At 44.8% G+C, this 17202-nt stretch carries 25 protein-coding genes; 20 read left to right on the forward strand and 5 right to left on the reverse strand.

Annotated elements, in window-relative coordinates:
• Positions 1-22: 22 nt before the first annotated feature.
• The 4 genes from VY86_RS17635 to VY86_RS17650 all read right to left on the reverse strand — a co-directional run bounded on the left by VY86_RS17635 (position 23) and on the right by VY86_RS17650 (position 3399).
• Positions 23-1807, reverse strand: a complete 1785-nt coding sequence (locus VY86_RS17635; protein WP_046975921.1) for a DDE-type integrase/transposase/recombinase — start codon at positions 1805-1807, stop codon at positions 23-25.
• Between the two features lie 52 nt (positions 1808-1859).
• A complete protein-coding gene (locus VY86_RS17640; protein WP_046975922.1) occupies positions 1860-2816 on the reverse strand; it encodes a hypothetical protein in 957 nt (318 codons plus the stop codon).
• A gap of 19 nt (positions 2817-2835) precedes the next feature.
• Positions 2836-3144, reverse strand: coding sequence for a helix-turn-helix domain-containing protein (locus VY86_RS17645; RefSeq protein WP_040153029.1), 309 nt, complete (start codon positions 3142-3144; stop codon positions 2836-2838).
• Between the two features lie 66 nt (positions 3145-3210).
• Complete coding sequence (locus VY86_RS17650; protein WP_036777229.1) at positions 3211-3399, reverse strand: DNA-binding protein; 189 nt, start codon at positions 3397-3399, stop codon at positions 3211-3213.
• 90 nt (positions 3400-3489) lie between these two features.
• On the opposite strand from VY86_RS17650, the gene VY86_RS24250 reads away from it, so the two are divergent.
• From VY86_RS24250 to VY86_RS17670, 4 genes are read left to right on the forward strand one after another with little or no spacing between them, the layout of a single operon-like run.
• Positions 3490-3906, forward strand: a complete 417-nt coding sequence (locus VY86_RS24250; protein WP_082111258.1) for a helix-turn-helix domain-containing protein — start codon at positions 3490-3492, stop codon at positions 3904-3906.
• A 16-nt stretch (positions 3907-3922) separates the two neighbouring features.
• Positions 3923-4459 carry a hypothetical protein gene (locus VY86_RS17660; protein ID WP_046975923.1) on the forward strand — a complete coding sequence of 179 codons (537 nt, stop codon included), beginning with the start codon at positions 3923-3925 and terminating at the stop codon, positions 4457-4459.
• Between the two features lie 39 nt (positions 4460-4498).
• Positions 4499-4918 (forward strand): hypothetical protein, encoded by a 420-nt coding sequence (locus VY86_RS17665; protein WP_052760868.1) that lies wholly within the window; start codon positions 4499-4501, stop codon positions 4916-4918.
• A 17-nt stretch (positions 4919-4935) separates the two neighbouring features.
• The gene (locus VY86_RS17670; protein WP_229015620.1) at positions 4936-5229 is read left to right on the forward strand and encodes a hypothetical protein; all 294 of its coding nucleotides are present in this window, start codon (positions 4936-4938) and stop codon (positions 5227-5229) included.
• 190 nt (positions 5230-5419) lie between these two features.
• Here VY86_RS17670 and VY86_RS17675 read toward each other — a convergent pair whose 3' ends face one another.
• Positions 5420-6190, reverse strand: coding sequence for a DNA adenine methylase (locus VY86_RS17675; RefSeq protein ID WP_046975924.1), 771 nt, complete (start codon positions 6188-6190; stop codon positions 5420-5422).
• A 257-nt stretch (positions 6191-6447) separates the two neighbouring features.
• On the opposite strand from VY86_RS17675, the gene VY86_RS17680 reads away from it, so the two are divergent.
• From VY86_RS17680 to VY86_RS17755, 16 genes are all read left to right on the forward strand, one after another.
• Positions 6448-6798 carry a putative holin gene (locus tag VY86_RS17680; protein ID WP_046975925.1) on the forward strand — a complete coding sequence of 117 codons (351 nt, stop codon included), beginning with the start codon at positions 6448-6450 and terminating at the stop codon, positions 6796-6798.
• Positions 6799-6800: 2 nt separating this feature from the next.
• Complete coding sequence (locus tag VY86_RS17685) at positions 6801-7418, forward strand: transglycosylase SLT domain-containing protein (RefSeq protein ID WP_046975926.1); 618 nt, start codon at positions 6801-6803, stop codon at positions 7416-7418.
• Positions 7408-8031 (forward strand): hypothetical protein, encoded by a 624-nt coding sequence (locus VY86_RS17690; protein WP_052760869.1) that lies wholly within the window; start codon positions 7408-7410, stop codon positions 8029-8031. Before VY86_RS17685 ends, VY86_RS17690 begins: the two co-directional genes overlap by 11 nt.
• Positions 8028-8360, forward strand: a complete 333-nt coding sequence (locus tag VY86_RS17695) for a hypothetical protein (protein ID WP_011147627.1) — start codon at positions 8028-8030, stop codon at positions 8358-8360. Before VY86_RS17690 ends, VY86_RS17695 begins: the two co-directional genes overlap by 4 nt.
• A complete protein-coding gene (locus tag VY86_RS17700) occupies positions 8353-8664 on the forward strand; it encodes a hypothetical protein (protein WP_046975927.1) in 312 nt (103 codons plus the stop codon). The genes VY86_RS17695 and VY86_RS17700 overlap by 8 nt, the downstream gene beginning before the upstream one ends.
• The gene (locus VY86_RS17705) at positions 8664-9209 is read left to right on the forward strand and encodes a DUF3486 family protein (protein WP_046975928.1); all 546 of its coding nucleotides are present in this window, start codon (positions 8664-8666) and stop codon (positions 9207-9209) included. Before VY86_RS17700 ends, VY86_RS17705 begins: the two co-directional genes overlap by 1 nt.
• A complete protein-coding gene (locus VY86_RS17710; protein WP_046975929.1) occupies positions 9206-10729 on the forward strand; it encodes a Mu-like prophage FluMu protein gp28 in 1524 nt (507 codons plus the stop codon). The genes VY86_RS17705 and VY86_RS17710 overlap by 4 nt, the downstream gene beginning before the upstream one ends.
• Positions 10729-12222, forward strand: a complete 1494-nt coding sequence (locus VY86_RS17715) for a DUF935 domain-containing protein (protein WP_046975930.1) — start codon at positions 10729-10731, stop codon at positions 12220-12222. Before VY86_RS17710 ends, VY86_RS17715 begins: the two co-directional genes overlap by 1 nt.
• The gene (locus tag VY86_RS17720) at positions 12203-13033 is read left to right on the forward strand and encodes a phage head morphogenesis protein (protein ID WP_046975931.1); all 831 of its coding nucleotides are present in this window, start codon (positions 12203-12205) and stop codon (positions 13031-13033) included. Before VY86_RS17715 ends, VY86_RS17720 begins: the two co-directional genes overlap by 20 nt.
• Positions 13026-13475: a phage virion morphogenesis protein gene (locus tag VY86_RS17725; protein ID WP_046975932.1), complete on the forward strand. Its 450-nt coding sequence runs from the start codon at positions 13026-13028 to the stop codon at positions 13473-13475. Before VY86_RS17720 ends, VY86_RS17725 begins: the two co-directional genes overlap by 8 nt.
• Positions 13476-13678: 203 nt before the next feature.
• Complete coding sequence (locus VY86_RS17730; RefSeq protein ID WP_046975933.1) at positions 13679-14773, forward strand: hypothetical protein; 1095 nt, start codon at positions 13679-13681, stop codon at positions 14771-14773.
• 31 nt (positions 14774-14804) lie between these two features.
• Positions 14805-15740 carry a hypothetical protein gene (locus VY86_RS17735; protein ID WP_046975934.1) on the forward strand — a complete coding sequence of 312 codons (936 nt, stop codon included), beginning with the start codon at positions 14805-14807 and terminating at the stop codon, positions 15738-15740.
• 13 nt (positions 15741-15753) lie between these two features.
• Positions 15754-16104, forward strand: coding sequence for a capsid cement protein (locus tag VY86_RS17740; protein ID WP_046975935.1), 351 nt, complete (start codon positions 15754-15756; stop codon positions 16102-16104).
• Position 16105: 1 nt separating this feature from the next.
• Complete coding sequence (locus VY86_RS17745; RefSeq protein WP_046975936.1) at positions 16106-16543, forward strand: gp436 family protein; 438 nt, start codon at positions 16106-16108, stop codon at positions 16541-16543.
• On the forward strand, positions 16543-17010 hold the full coding sequence (locus tag VY86_RS17750) for a Gp37 family protein (protein WP_046975937.1): 468 nt from the start codon (positions 16543-16545) through the stop codon (positions 17008-17010). The genes VY86_RS17745 and VY86_RS17750 overlap by 1 nt, the downstream gene beginning before the upstream one ends.
• Positions 17007-17198, forward strand: a complete 192-nt coding sequence (locus VY86_RS17755) for a hypothetical protein (protein ID WP_046975938.1) — start codon at positions 17007-17009, stop codon at positions 17196-17198. Before VY86_RS17750 ends, VY86_RS17755 begins: the two co-directional genes overlap by 4 nt.
• The last annotated feature ends 4 nt before the right edge of the window (positions 17199-17202 follow it).

Here is a 17202-nt window from a genome sequence, read left to right on the forward strand (position 1 = left end):
CCTTAATATACACCATGAAAAATTAATTACCGTTAACAATACTGCGTGCAACAGTTGTTGATTTCCCCATGAATTCATCAACCAACTCATCAATTTGATCTGTTGGAACACCATTAGGAAAGCATTTAACTATTTGCTGATAAAATTCACCACACCATGCCTTACCATGTGATTGGAACCGTTCACGTAAAATTTTGACAACATCAACGGGGTTCATAAGCTGTTCAATTCGTGGACTATGTACCGTAGAGGCTTGTCCACGTTTTGGCATATACGTTGGTGCATCATTACGTTCAATATCCAAATATGGATCAAACCGACCATTGAGGGGAAGTGTTTTCAATTTACGTGCTATTTCAGTTTCAGCCGTGCTGTTTGTCCCCATGATTTTCTGTTCAACTTCGGCTAAATTACGTTGTGCAATTGTTTGAGGAATGGCTTGGAATTCACTACCAATTACAGGTGCGCCGATGGCAAAGCCGTACTCATCTTTAGTAACTTCATTAACAAGATGGAAAGTATCAAAGCCATCTTCACCAGTAATGACTACTTGTGCCTCTTCGTCACGCCACGGATTGCGGGTGATCATGATTGAATCACCAACACTCACGCTAGGAACAGTACTGACGTCATACTCACGTCCTCTGAAAGATACTCGCAAGGTTGCCTGTACTTTACGGCTTTCTGGTGCCCCAATTGCCAATTCACGACAAACGTTAATGGCAGGTGCTTTGACTAACTGTTCTGCTGTGATTTTTAGCCAGCAATCTGTACGGGTTTGTCCATGTCGGCTATGTATTGCACTGCGGTTAAACTTCATACGCCATAGCCGTGCCAGACGGTTAAGTTCATCAATATTATCAACCTGTCGAAAACGTAAACCGGATTCGAAATTGCGTTCGATGATGTCACGCGCTTTTTCAACAGAGCCCGTAGCACGGGCGTTACGGGCCTTGTGTTGTATCATTTGAATGCCTAGGGCCTTACACAAGTTACGTAGTGTAGGTGCTGTCAAAGCAGAACCGGGGTCAGTAAATAAAATTTGAGGTACACCGTGTAATACATCTGCATCACCACGATCTTGCATTGCGTTAATCAACACAGAAGTAAAATTCTGACTGGTTTCACCGCCAAATAAGTATTCAACATATATCCAGCCACTTGTATGATCTGTTAATTCAAAAGACCAAACGCGATCATTAATGATACGAGCCAAATTTTTCGGCTTATTTTTATTAAATTCAGCCACAGGCATCATGCGTAATCCACTGTCAACTCCATTGTTTTTATTAGGATTTTTTAGGTAATACAGTACACAAATTGAGGCGTCTAATTCCCATACATGATTGGGGTGCAGGCTAGCCAATTGTAGGCTGGGTGCAGACACTTTCAACTGTTCAGGGTGAAGTTTGTACTGGCGCAATGCACGACTAATAGCATCAATGGATAACGGTGAAAATTCGCCCGTTTCGGTATCAATATGGCCTGCATTAATCAGGCCGTTTGAACGCAGATCATTAACGGCCTGTTCGAGGCTATATAACCGTTTCCCTGTATTACGAGTGGCCTCCATCAATACCCCTGAGATCAAAGTTGCTTCTTCACGTGTCAGTGCGCTATTACCTGCATCGGAACGTTTCTTGCGTGGCTTTTTGCCGGAAACTTCACCAAGTTTTTTAATCAATGTTGAACGTGACATACACAGCTCTTCACAAGCCGCCCGATATATTGCCTCTTTGCTGCCATGTCCGGCTTTATGTGCTGCTTGTGCAATAGCAACTAATCGTTCGGTCATTGTGGTATTCATGTTATTACCCTTATTTCTTCAGTTTCTTTTCAAGCATTTTTTCAATTCAAATTTATTCATGTTCCTCTTCCTTATCCATCCATTCTGGTCGTTTGAATCCTTCTTCTTCTGCCTCCGCACCTTCTCTAGCCCAATCAGGTATAGTGTTACGTTCTCTATATTCAGGCAGATTAAAGTGGTTACGCAGGTTATGAATTTTAACTTCAAGGTCATCAAGTACGCCCGCCATAAACCCAATATGGCTAATGTCGGTACGTGTGGTATGGTCATTAAGCGCTTTAAATCCATTGAAAAGATTGGTGATAGCGGCATCAACAGCAAAAGACAATGAATTAACCTCTTGTGTCAAAGCTGCACCTTCTTCTTCAGGTTTTTCATGATTGATTCGGCGCTGAAGTTTGTGCTGGATTTCAGATTTCTCTTCAATCAAACTACTGACCAGTTCCTTTTTTTCCTGCGCCGTCTGGCGTGAAATATCCAGATCAGCGCGTGTATCACGCAGGGCTTTACGCAGTTCGCGGACAGACATACGATCAATATCATCTAATGTCAGACCAGCTACAGTGCCACCTTCAGCCAATTCAGACAGTTCATCATCGTCTTCAAGCATCAATTCATACAGTTTTGAACGTCCCAAAAGCGAAAACGTTTTCGCTTTTGTTTCTAATCCAGGTGAAAGAAATTTGAGTGCAGCTTGTGCCATTTTTTGGGCAATACGGGGTTCCAAACCGAGTTGATCCTTAACGATGTTAACAAACTCGCCATGAGGTTCATTCTCTTTAAGAATAATGAGACGCTTCCCAGCTTCTAACATTGCTTCAGCACTCTGAGCCATGTAGAAACGGGTTTCATGGACAATGCGATCACGTTCATACGGCAAACCATCACCAAATTGCTCCATGATTTGCAGGCGGTGTGTTGTCATAGCGTTGAGATTGGCCTGCAGATCGTCGGCAAGTTGAACATCTTCGGCCAGTTTTACTGATGTTGTATTTTTTGAGCGTGCCATTATATAAATCCCCTGTTAATTAATTTCTGCTACCAGCTAGAACGCGCTGATTCATTTCTGTAATTCTGGCTTGAGTGTTAGCCATTTCATTAGAGAACGATTGTGCTATTTGCAGTAATTGCATACCTGGTGCATATCTGCCGCTACTCAGTTTTTGCGCTAGCCCTTCTTCTATTAATGTATTTAGTGCACGATTAATATTTGCGGGAGATTCCCCCAGTAATTCCGCTAATTCACCATTACTCAGCCCAGACAAGGAATGACCACGTAGAGCCTTAAGAACCCGTAATATGCGCGTACCAGAACTGGAAACGTTAATTTTGCGCATGTCACATTCTCCCTTTTCAATATGTGATAATCTGTTACATAAAGTGATAAAATAGTTAGGCCAAATTTAAATGCCTAAACTTGGCGTTTTCAGACCTAGCTTTACAGCTATTTCATGGGCCTTTCCGTAATTAGCTTTGGATTGTCCATTAAGAACTCGGTATACAGCTTCACGGGAATACCCGTTCTCCTGTGCCCATTGGGTAATAGTGATGCCGTGTTGATGAAAGCGGCTTTTAATTTTCTCGGGTGTCATGCTATGGCCTCCGGTAATGCAATGATGTTTGTACAATACATGACATTATTGTCCCATTAATGGGACTTGTAAAGGGTTTTGGTGACAAAAATGTCTCTTGGTGAGAGATTAAAAAAAGAGCGTGAGCGATTGGGGTTTAGTCAGTCTGATTTCGCGGAGATGGTTGGTGCATCAAGAAAATCACAGATAAGGTGGGAAAAAGATGAATCTGCACCAGGAGCTGATGCTATAAGCCTTTGGGCAAAAGCGGGTCTTGATGTGTTGTACCTAATAACAGGTCAAGTTCAACAGTCAGCCTCTACCGCTTACAAAAACAGTGAGATAGATGCAGAATTACTGGGAAAAATTGTTCATAAACTAGATTCGATGGCACAACAAGCTAATCGCCGCTGGACGCCCGATGAACTCGTCCTGCAATCATCAAAAATATATAACTTTTTAATTAAAGAGTCGGTTGTCGATGACAGTAGAATTGACAGAGTATTAAAACTGGTTGTTAATCATTAAAAAATAAAGGATTTGCATGGACAGAAGAGATGAAGAATTACAAACATTAGCAGGACAAGTTTTTGATAGCCTTAAACAACTTCCCCAAGATGGGCAGGAACGACAAATAACCATCAGCGTTGGTGGCAATAATCATGGTTCTATTCATGTAGGTTCAGTCGTCAATATTAACCCCATGCCATCTCGCCCGCGTGAGCTTCATGAAAGGGATAGTCGGGAATTACTTGCTATAAAACGAGAATTACTTATAAAAAATAAAGATGCTAAATGGCATTATTACATCAATACACCTTGCCTGCTGTTACTTAGCCTCATGCTTATAGCATTCACGTTTGCCCTATGGAACGCTTATATGATATTTTTTGGTGGAGGACTTACTAATGTATTGGTACTTAATGATAAGATATTGATAATCTTTATTTCTTGGGCCGTGCTGGTAATGCTTTGTGGAAAAAAAATGGACAAGCACAGGAAGATAGAAAATAGGATAATAGATGAAAATCAGAATGTTCTTGATACCATAGATGTAATCTTACGACGTAGAAATTCTTAAAAATATAGTTATTTTCTATTTCATATAAGGGTATGGACTGTGCGTAACTTATTAATTCCCACAATATTTCTTTTGGCGGGGTGTGGTGATGAGACAGAAAATAGCGTTCAGATTGAGTCTGAAAAAGCTCCAGCCCCTGTGTTCTCGATAGCAACAGATGATCCCGCTATCAATCAACTATTGCCAACTATTAGGAAAATGTGCCCAGGATTGGATAAATATGCTGATCAATTTACTGACATCACAGTTTACGAAAACAGTTATCTTTCACGCACAACCATCAAATTTCATATTGATGAAAATACCAAACTTCCCAATGATTATATAGCCGATGGAAATAATTGTTTTCTTGATATAGAGGATAACGAAACAGTTTTATCTATATCTAAATCAGCTTGCCAATCTGTTTGTTTAGATCAACAGAATGTACCTGGTGGAACGTTGGAATTGAAACTTTAGAAACACATAGGATATTTATGTCTACTACAAATATAGAAAAATTTAATGAAATTGTAGGTATTATATTTGGGAAACTATATGAGTCATTTCCTTTAAAGATAGATCTTTTATCTATAGAGATAATCGGTGAACCCCTTCAATATTCTGATGGAATATACTCTGACGAACTTTGTACTACAGTAGAAGATCATAGATTTTTTCTGGATACAGTGGATTGGCTTATGACGAATGGTTATTTGGTAGGGACTATGAGCTCTGAAGGTTGTCATAGAGCCGTATTAACCGCTGAAGGTTTGAGGTTCTCAAAGTAATCCCTGATAGTTTAGAAACCCCATTAGGTGATCGTATTAAGGAAACACTGAAGACTGAAAGTAAAGAAGCATTAAGGTCTTTAATTAGCCAAACTCTCGGAATAGGTTTACAGTTTGTATCCCGTTCTATTGGCTTAGGTTAAAGGTAAAAAATGGCAAAGCAAATATATTGCTTTGCCATCCTCGGTTATTAAAAATTACAAATAATCAGCTCCTTACTCTGCTTGACTTTCCCCGTAATTTTCAAGTTGTACCCGATATTGACTACTTGCATTGTCAACCCTTTGAACGCCTTGCGCATTTCTGGAATATCGTTCACTGAAATTACCATTTTCCCTCGGATGGTATGCGCTAGTTCTGCTAACAGATCATAGTTATCAAGCCCAAATTCTATGCCATATCCCTCTGTACCCCAATACGGCGGATCACAGTAAAACAGCGTATGTGGCCTGTCGTACCGTTGAACGCATTGTGCCCAGTTCATATTTTCAATAATCGTTCTTGCCAGTCGCAGGTGAGCCATTGATAGCTCTTCTTCTATTCTGAGCAAATTAAATCGCGGTGGGCTGGTGGTAGAAGTACCGAAAGTATGTTCTGCTACCTTACCGCCAAATGCCTGCTTTTGGAGATAGTAGAAACGCGCTGCTCTCTGAATATCGGTTAGCGTTTCTTCGGGGGTAATCTGCAACCATTTATAAATTTGGCGGCTGACCAATGCCCATTTAAATTGCCGGACAAACTCTTCCAAGTGATGTTTTATTACGCAATAAAGATTCACCAACTCACCATTAATATCCTTAATTACTTCACATTTGCTCGGTACTTTTAGGAAATACAGCGCTGCAGCACCACAGAACGGTTCGACATAACAGGTATGCTCAGGAAATAACGGTAAAATATGTTTTGCTAATCGGCGTTTACCACCAATCCACGGAACGATAGGTAAAGATTGTTCTTTCATTATCCGTAAGCCTTTTTCATTAGCTGAAAATGAGTTAGGCTTTCCCGGTCATCAATAATCAATAATCAATAGCGGAAAGAGCCTCGGTTGGCTCACAGTACATGTCTGTGAGTTGATAGCCTACCCAGTGTTCGAGCGTTAGGCAGGTCGCTCTTATCCTGTCTTTTACTTTTCTGATGTGCTCTTAACGCCCTTTAAAATCCTTTTCCCAATAAATTGGTAAAACTGTTTCCATCAACGACTACGGAGACAGTTCAGTGAAAACTTTCAAATCGTTTGTATCACTTATCAAAAAATTACGCCTCGGTGGCTGGTTGTTAACAGCTGTTCTATTGCTGATCACTATCGGTTTAGTTTCCCCTCAACAAGTCCCTGTTGTGATCTACAAATTGTCGCTTATTGCTCTGGCTGTTGTCTTGGGGTACTGGCTAGACCGCAGTTTATTCCCGAAAGCAAGGCCCGGTCAGTATCTGAAATATGATGAAATACTCATGAAAAAAGGAAAATATCCCGTTCAGACTGGCTACCATATGGTGTTTGCTGCCGTTCTGATACGCCGTGCACTGATTGTTGCCGCTACCTGTTTGAGCGTAGCTACAGGGTTGTGATTATGAATTGGCGGCAGATTATCGGAATTGTGTTGCTGTGGTGTGGCGGTATGGTCAGCCCAGCATTAGCTGACGAACCACCACACCGTTCGCAGCAATACCGCAATGATTTGATACGGGCATCCCGTGTGGTATGGGGATTGAATGCCCCTGTGGCAGATTTTGCTGCCCAGTTGCATCAAGAGAGTGGTTGGAAATCATGGGCAGTTTCTCCTGTCGGTGCTCAGGGCATGGCTCAATTCATGCCTGCAACCGCAAACTGGATCAGTCAACGTATCCCTGAATTATCTAATAAAGAACCATTCAACCCAGTCTGGTCTATACGGGCGATGGTTCACTATGATCATTGGCTATGGCAACGCATTAAAGCTGTCGATAAGTGCCAAAGAATGGCGATGGTGCTGTCTTCCTATAATGGGGGCTTAGGCTGGTTACTACGGGATAAGAAGAAAACCAAGGTAGTTGGTCTCAATCCGTGGGTCTGGTTCGGCCATGTTGAATCTCAGAATGCTGGACGTAGAGCGTCAGCATGGAAAGAAAATCGACATTATTCCAAACGCATATTACTGGAACTCGCACCTCGTTATTTGGCTTGGGGAGGTACCAGCTGTGCCAATTAAATTATGGGCTAAACCTGTTGTATTGATTTTGTCACTAATCGGCATGCTCGCGTTGGCTTACTGGAGAGGCCATGTCACGGGCTTTCAGGCAGCAACAGATACTGGAAATACCGCATTGGCACAGCAGAAAGCTGAATTTCTTTTGCAGGAACAGCAGCGAGCAGAACGGGAGCTGGCAGCACTCAATGCCTTGCAGCAACGTTACCAAATGCAGGTCAACTCAGCGCATCAGGCAGAAGCCAATTATCTCAACGATATTGAACAACTCCGCACTCAGAACCAACAACTGAAGAGGAAAATTGACCATGTTACCCAGAGTTGGATAGATGAAAAACAACAGTTTCATCCTGTTAATTGTGTGTTTACTCGTGGCTTCGTGCAGCAATACAACGCCGCCCTCGGCCTGTCCGGTGAACAAACTCGTCTTGCCTCCGTTACCACCGGCGCTGATGAAACGTCCCGTGGAAATGAAAGCTCTGATGCCCAACTACGGCCATCCGGTATCACGCAACGAGATATCCTCGCCAATATCATCGACAACGGAGAACAGTGTCTTGCATTGAAAGCGCAGGTCAATGGCCTGCTGGATTACATCGAAGGATTACAACAATGACATTACAGATTGAATTTTGGGCAGCTGTAGGTTTTCTGCTCTCTTTCCTTGGTTTTGTTTTTGGTATCGCAAAGTGGTTATTCAGCAAAGCCGAAGAGCGACAGGAGGAAAGACACGCCTCGTTAGAGCAAGCGCTTAAAAATTCCGTAGACAATTGGTCTCAGCTCGAACGTGAGTTTATGCAGTTTAAGGCTGACTTGCCGCTGAATTACGTGCGCCGTGAAGATTATATTCGTGGTCAAACAGTAATTGAAGCCAAGCTGGATGCGCTTTACAGCAAATTAGAGATGGTGCAGCAGCACCGAATTGCCGGAGGTAAAAATGATTGATGTTGCTCGTGTTCGTCGTGAATCATTGCGCTGGAGTCTGTTGGTTGCACTGAATAAAACCCGCCCGTATACCGCCAGTGAAACTCTGTTATTGGATATATCTCGCGCGATTTATCCTGACGTCACTGCATTGGAATTACGTAAGGAACTAGATTATCTGGCCGACCGTAAATTAATTGACCTCAATAAACAGCCATCGGGTAGTTGGTTTGCTGATCTGACGCGCATGGGTGTTGATGTTGTTGAATATACGGTCGAATGTGCTCCCGGCATTGCTCGTCCTGAAAAGTACTGGAGTGAATAATGGCGCGTCGAAGTACAATCGATAAACTCCCTGAAGACGTTCGGCATTGGCTGGAACGGGCGCTGACTGAATCGGGGTTTAGTGGTTATCAGGAACTGGAAAACCTGCTGAAAGATAAAGGCTACACGATCAGTAAATCCGCTATTCACCGTTATGGACAAAAAATAGAAAAGCGATACGGTGCAATACGGGCGGCAACAGAAGCAGCACGGATGCTCACAGAAGGTGCCGTGGATGATCAAGATGCACGTTCTGAGGCTGTGATTGCTTTAATTCAGACTGAACTTTTTGAAAGTATTATTCAATTTCAGGAAGCTGAAGACGGAGAAATTGCGCCAAAAGAGCGTGTCACACTGCTTTCAAAGGTGGCAAAAAACGTAGCTACACTTTCTCGTGCTAGCGTGAATCTGAAAAAATTCCAATCTGAAGTCCGGGCACGGGCTGAAACTGCTGCAAGTAATGCAGAGAAAATTGCACGCAAAGGTGGATTATCTGCCGAAGCAGTTGCTGCATTACGTCGGGAAATATTGGGAATTGCTACATGAGTCAGCTTGCACCTGTTCTACCAGATACTTCCTCAATAGCAGCACCTGTCGTCTTATTGCCATACCAGCAACGATGGGTGGCCGACTCATCTCCTTTTAAAGTCAATGAGAAGAGTCGTCGAACGGGAATTACTTGGGCTGAAGCGTCAGATAATGTACTCATCGCCGCATCTTCTGCCGCTGCGGGTGGCATGAATGTGTATTACATCGCCTATAACCAAGATATGACCATTGAATATATTCAAGCCTGTGCAATGTGGGCTCGTGCTTTCAACTATGCGGCCAGTGAAATTGAAGAAGGGTTCTGGGAAGAAGACGAAGATGATAAGCACATCAAAACTTTCACTATCAAATTTCCAGACTCTGGATTCCGTGTAGTGGCGCTTTCTAGCCGTCCGTCTAACTTGCGTGGCCGTCAGGGGATCATTGTCATTGATGAGGCTGCTTTCCACGAACAGCTCGATGAATTACTGAAAGCGGCGCTAGCTATGTTTATCTGGGGCGGTAAAGTGCGAGTGATCTCCACCCATAACGGGGATAGCAACTTGTTTAATGAGTTGCTGAACGATATCCGGGCAGGACGCAGAGATGGCGTTATCCACCGTATTACCTTTAAGGAAGCTGTGGCTGAAGGACTATTCCACCGTGTCTGCTTACGTACCGGACGTGAATGGTTACAAGAGGCTGAACAACAGTGGATGACGTCGGTGTACAAGTTCTACGGAGCTGGGGCATCAGAAGAATTGGACTGTATTCCTGCTAATGGTGGCGGAGCATGGTTGTCCCGCGCTTTGATTGAATCTCGGATGTCTCCCGATACGCCACTGCTGCGACTAACTTGCCCGAAAGGATATGAGCTTAAATCCGATGAAATACGCCGCACAGATACCGAAGAGTGGCTAAAAGCCAACCTGAAGCCGTTGTTGGATGCATTGCCTTCTGATGCTCGTTCGTTTCTGGGACGCGATTTTGGCCGCAGTGGCGATTTGTCCGTGGATTATCCATTGCTGCAACAAAAAAATTTGGTACGCAGAGTGCCGTTTGTGCTGGAGCTGCGCAACGTGCCATTTAAACAACAGGAGCAAATCACTTGGTATCTAATGGATGGACTTCCTAATCTGCTGGGTGCAGCCTTTGATGCCCGTGGTAACGGTGCTTATCTGGCCGAATATGCCATGCAAAAATATGGCGCCAGCCGTGTGCAGCAAGTCATGCCCACCGAAGGTTGGTACCGTGACAATATGCCCCCGGTGAAGGCTGCGCTGGAAGACGGCAATCTGGAGGCACTGCCAAAGGATGAAGACACTTTGGATGACCTGAGGGCAGTACAGGTCATTAACGGTGTTCCCCGTGTACCTGATCAGCGCTCAAAAGCAAAAGCGGATGGCTGCAAGCGCCACGGTGATGCAGCGATAGCCCTTGCTCTGGCGTATTTCGCCAGCCGTGAAATTAACAAAGGTCCGGTGAAGGCAAGTTCCCGCCGACGCCGTCAGTCTGCACGTATGCTGGAGGGATACTAATGGCACGTGGTATCTGGGTTTCACCAACAGAATTTATTAACTTTTCCGAATCAAAGCAGTCGTTCACTGAACAAATTGCATCGCGTAACCGTTCCATTGACTTCTACGGTCTGGGGACATATCTACCTAATCCTGATCCTATTCTCAAAGCCCAAGGGCGGGATATTCGTATCTATCGTGAATTACGTACTGATCCTTTAGTTGGTGGATGTATTCGCCGCCGCAAGGCCGGAGTGAAAGCACTGGAGCGTGGTCTAGAACGCAGCAATGCCCCTGTGCAAGTCTTTAACTTTATCCGTGACATGCTCGCGGACTTGGATATGTCACGTATCATTGGCGAAATGCATGACGCTGTTCTATACGGCTATCAGCCTTGTGAATTGATGTGGAACCAGAATCAATCATGGTCAGTGATGGATATTGTCAGCAAACCGCCTGACTGGTTCCACTATGACCGTGATAACCAACTGCGTTTTCGTGCCCGTGATGCAGGCGTTGAAGGAGAACTGGTTCCTCTCTATAAATTTGTAACACCACGTCAAGATGCTACTTATGACAACCCTTACGGATTTCCAGATTTATCAATGTGCTTCTGGCCCGTCACCTTTAAGAAAGGCGGCATGAAGTTTTGGGTACGCTTTGCTGAGAAGTATGGTTCACCGTGGGTAATTGGAAAGCATCCACGAGGTACGCCACAAAGTGAAATTGATCTGTTATTGGATTCGATGGAAGCGATGATTGATGATGCAGTTGCCGCCATTCCTGATGATTCCTCCGTTGAGATTAAAGAGGCAGCCGGTAAATCAGACAGCAGTGATATTTACCAGAACTTAATTACCGTTGCTCGCAGTGAGATCTCTATTGCGTTACTGGGACAAAACCAAACAACCGAAGCAAACAGCAATAAAGCCTCTGCCCAAGCGGGATTGGAGGTAACGGATGATATTCGTGATGCTGACGCTGATATCATTGCCAGTGCCATCAATCAAGTCATACGCTGGGTTGTAGAACTGAATTTCAGTAATGTTGAATGTCCGGTCTATCGTCTTTGGGAACAGCAATCGGTTGATGAAACACAGACTAATCGTGATGTTAAGTTGAGTCAGGCTGGTGTCAGATTTACTCCGCAATACTGGAAACGCGAATATCAATTGCAGGATGGGGATATTGATGAAACAACCTTGTCAACCACGCCTATTCCACCACTCCCACTGGCGTTCTCTGAAGCTGTTAACGCAGATTTAGCAGCACAGGACACCTTAGATGAAGCGCTGGATATTTTGATGAATGAAGGATCATTGAGTGAGTCATTGGAATCTCTGCTACTTCCTTTGTTCCATCGTGCTCAAAACGGTGCTAATCCCAGCAATCTTATAGGAGAGTTAGCCGAGCTTTATCCACAAATGGACGCAGATGGTTTGCAAGAGCGGTTAGCGAGGGTTTTGTTTGTGTCTAACATTTGGGGGCGCTTGCATGAGCATAACCACGCCTGAACTGGCGTATTGCATGACATTACCTCCCAAGCGAGCCATTGGTTATCTGCAATCTAAGGGCTACAAGATAACGTGGGATTGGGAAGAACTTTGGCAAGAGACTCATTCCCGTGCATTCACGGTGGCGAAAGTCACGCGTCTGGATATTCTGGAAGATATTCGCCAGGCTCTACAGCAGGCATTGGATGAAGGCAAGACTGATCGTTGGTTTCGTCAGGAGCTGGAACCAACATTAAGACGTAAGGGGTGGTGGGGAACGCAAGAAACCGATGACCCCGTTACAGGGGAGCGTGTCACTGTTCAGCAAGGTAGCCTGTGGCGCCTTGATACTATCTTTCGTACCAATATGTCAGTGCTATACAGTGCAGGCCGTTGGGCCGAACAGATGGAAAATATTGATGACCGACCGTACTGGATGTATACAGGTATCAACGATAACCATACACGCAAGAGCCATCTCGCATTGCATGGTTTGGTATTTCGCTCTGACGACCCATTTTGGCAAGCCTTCTACCCTCCTAATGGTTGGCGTTGCCGTTGTAGTGTGATTGCTCTCAGTCATGATGATGTTCGTGCCAGAGGGATGAAAGTTATGAATTCAGGTAAAACAATGGGCTGGGAGTTGAAATTGGTTTCACAAAAAACAGGTGAGATGCAGCCCGTTGCTACATTCAACACAGGTATAACAAAAGTGGCGACTGATGTAGGTTGGTCATATTCACCGGGGGCAGCATATCGTCCCGATTTGACCAGATATCAGGGAGAGCTATCTGGACTGGCCCGCCGCGAACTGAGAGAACAGAATGAGTAATCTCACTATCACCATTAATGATGGAGACCTAAGACGCGGATTGCGGGCGTTAGAATTGGCTGCTAATGATCTGACACCTGCCATGCGTAAAATTGCTGGGACATTGTCAGCAGAAACCGCCTTTAACTTTGAAGCTGAAGGACGCCCGGCATGGATACCCTCTGTGGCTGCAAAGGAACGTGGTGGTCAGACGCTGCAAAAAACTGCTCGTTTGATGCGTTCAGTCAGTACCCGATATGATTCCCACACGGCAGTTGTCGGTACAAACTTAGTCTACGGGCGTATTCATCAATTGGGAGGTAAAGCTGGCCGCAATCAATCTTTATTGCTACCAGCCCGGCCTTATCTGCCCGTAACAGAACAAGGCGAATTATCACCAGAAGCAGTAAGAGCCGTATTAAGTACTATTCAACGACATCTTGAATCAGCGGCGCACCGTTAAACTTTGCCTCCCTATGCGGGTGATTTATCATTGTTATTCGCAAAAAACTTTATAAAGCGTTTACAGACTCAAATTTTCGGTATCTAATTGCATGCAGTTCTCCACTTTCTTATTTCCTTCCCAAGTCTTTTCTAAAGCAGATTAAAAGTAGTTTTTTCTGATTGTGGTGAAACTGTCTCTATTAACGTAATAGAGGCAGTGAAATGAAGTCACTTCACATTTTCAAATCCGGTACACATACCGATATGAATGGCAAACAACTGCCGTTCAGCCCCTCAGATTTGCGAGCTTGTGCAAAGGCTTATGACTCATCGTTGCATGAAGCACCGATTGTGATTGGGCATCCAAAAGACAATTTACCCGCCTATGGTTGGGTTAAATCGCTGACGTCTTCCGGTGATGACTTGATTGCAGAGCCTCAACAGGTTGATGTCCAGTTCGCTGAACTGGTCGATGCAGGTCGCTATAAAAAAATTTCTGCTTCTTTCTATTTACCTGATTCCCCAAACAACCCTAAACCCGGCGTGCTCTATTTGCGTCATGTCGGCTTTTTGGGGGCGCAGCCACCCGCCATTAAAGGACTGAAGCGGGTTGAATTCAGTGAACAAGAATATGGTGTCGTGGAGTTCTCTGATTGGAGTGATATCACCAACGCTTCACTTTGGGAGCGCTTGCGAGAATTTTTGATTAGTAAATTCGGTATGGACGAAGCAGACAAAGCGCTTCCTTCTTGGCAGGTGGATTCATTACGTGAAGAAGCTTACAGCACGACTCAGCCTGCTCCTGACTTTCATGAACCCAATAACACACATCAACGTGAGGAAAGCACCGTGACGAATGAAGAAAAAAAAGCGCTCGAAGATGAAAATACCCGTCTGAAAGAACAGCTTGTTGCCCGTGATGTCGCCGACGCAAAGCGCAAACAAACTGAGCAACATGCCGGAAACGTGGCATTTACCGAAAAGCTGATCGCAGACGGCAAATTGGCACCTGCTGCTCAATCTGTCGTGGTCGCCTTGCTGGACGCTGTAACCCAAGGAGATTCCCCTGTCGAGTTTGCTGAAGGTGATGTGAAAAAACCATTGGCTACCGCGTTTAAAGATCTGCTGAGTTCTACCCAGCCTGTTATTGATTTTGGTGAACATGCCACAAAAGACCGGGTTGACCAAAACACATCATCAGATATTGCTGAGTTTTCTGATGCAGATCCTGAACGTCTAGCGTTGCATCAAAAAGCCGTCGCTCTGGCGAAGAAAGAAGGTATTAGTTACGACGTAGCCGTTACCCGCTGCCTGTAACACTGTGACCGTAACTATTGAGGAGAGATAAATGTCTGATTATTTGAAAGGCAAACGTATTGTTGACCCTGTGCTAACCAGCGTGGCGCGTGGCTATAAAAATGCAGTGTTCATTGGTGAACATATTTTTCCCATTGTCGAAATGGAGAAAGAAGGTGCTAGTGTGCCGACATTTGGCAAAAGTGCCTTTGTGGAATATGACACCACGCGTGCTGTTGGTGCCAACAGTAACGTTTTGATCCGTGAGAAAAGCTCTTCGTTAGATATTGTGCTCAACGAACATGATCTAGCTGCACCTGTTGATTATCGCGAGAAATCAGAATCTTTATTTAATGAAGAAGCAAAGGCAATCCGTCGTTCCACCAATGGAGTGAACCTCAAGCGCGAACTGTATGCAGCTCGATTAGCACAAGACCCTGAAGTTTATCTTAGTGACTCGGTGAAGAGTCTGACAGCTAATGAACGTTGGGCTGGTGGCAAAGGTAATCCAATCAAAGTCATTGAAGCTGGAATTGATGTTGTTCGTACTGCCATTGGTGTACGTCCAAACCTCATGACAATAGGGGCTAGCGTGATGTCATTGTTGAAGTTCCACCCTGAAATTCAGGCAGCTATTGGAGCCAACGAACGTAAACGTATCACAATAGAAATACTCAAAGACCTTTTCCAAATCCAGAACGTTGTCGTTGGTGAACCTGTTTCTACCCCAAGTATTAAAGAAGATCCCGTTGATATCTGGGCTGATAATTTGATGTTGCATTATGTATCACCTCCACAGGCAGGAGCAGAAAGCGCTGATGAACATGAACCATCCTTTGGCTATACATTTCGCCGCAAAGGGATGCCTGTAGCGGATAAATATGAAGGTGTAGGCGGTAAGGTCAATTACTGTCGTTATACCGATATTTATAAAGTTGCGGTTGTTGGCGGTGATGCCGGCTACCTGATTACCAACATTGTGAAGTAAGGAAGACATCATCATGGCAGTAACACAACAACCCGTATTGACGACAACAATTATCGCCAGTGCGAACATCATCCAGCATCGTTTAGTTGGTGCTGATAGTGCGCCGTGTCAGTCTGGAGCCGTTGCACTTGGTATAGCAGAAATGGATGCGACAGTAGGTGATGCCGTTCCGGTCAATGTATTGGGCATTATTGCTGTTGAAGCTGGTGGGCCAATAGCTCGCGGGCAAGTCCTACAATCAGATAAGAATGCCTGTGCAGTGCCACTAAGTTTTGCGGAGAATGCTGCCGGAACATCTGTCGGATTTGCGCTGGATGAAGCCACTGCTGCCGGCAATGTTATTCGCATCTTACGTGGCATATGACATGTATTGCTCATTGAAAGACTTGCAAGAGCAGATACCAACGCAATCATTGATATGGCTGTCTAACGAAGAGCCTAATGCCCAGACGATCAATGAGCCTGTGGTTAACAGCGCCATTCGCTATGCCGATGAACTCATCGACGCCCATTTACGTGGGCGCTATATCCTGCCATTGGTGGCGGTTCCCACGGTATTACGTGATGCCGCCATTACGTTAACACGCTATCGGCTGTATGCCCGCCGTCCAGAGGGTTCTATTCCTGAAGCCGTGATAGATGATTACAAAATTGTTTTGCGCCAACTGGCTGACATCCGAGATGCCAAACTGACACTGGGCCTGCTTTCCACAGGAAAAGATGCCCCTGAATCGGGGGAGTTTCGTGTTCGGGCGCGTCGTCCCACCTTTGGGGGGAGTAAAGGAATGTTGGAGAAATACTGATGGATGTTTCGCCGATCATTGATGCCATTGTCATGAGGCTAAGAGAAAAACTACCTGGCTTACAGGTGGAGTATTTCCCTGAAAGACCAACTGAATTCAGGCTGAACCATCCGGTAGGAGCCATTTTAATCAGCTATCCCGGCTCTCGCTTCGACAAGCCTGAAGATGTTGGGACGGTATTGCAGACACAAACTGTCATGCTCAATGCCACCATTGTTTTTCGTCAGCTTAATGGACGTCACGGTGCCGTTGCCACATTGGATGATGTACGCCGGGTTCTCGGTGGATTCCAACCACCGAACTGCCAACGTAAATGTTGGCTGGTACGGGATACATTTCTCGGTGAGATAGCTGGCTTGTGGCAATACACGCTGGATTTTGCGACTGAAAGTGTATTTATCGAAGACAGTGAGTTACCGGATGGTCCGCTGTTAGCTCAAATCAATTATGAGGGAACTGAACAATGAAATACCTCTATACAGGCCCAGCAAGCGGCGTCACTTTAGCTGATGGCACTGAAGTCTTGCTCTGGTCAGGAAAAACTGTTGATTTACCGGAGCAGCATGATTATGTGAAGACATTGATCGCGCTGCAATATCTTCATCCACTGTCAGATACAGCAAAAAAATATCCTGAAGAAAAAAGAAAAGTCTGAGGAG

Source organism: Photorhabdus thracensis (assembly GCF_001010285.1).
Lineage (GTDB): Bacteria > Pseudomonadota > Gammaproteobacteria > Enterobacterales > Enterobacteriaceae > Photorhabdus > Photorhabdus temperata.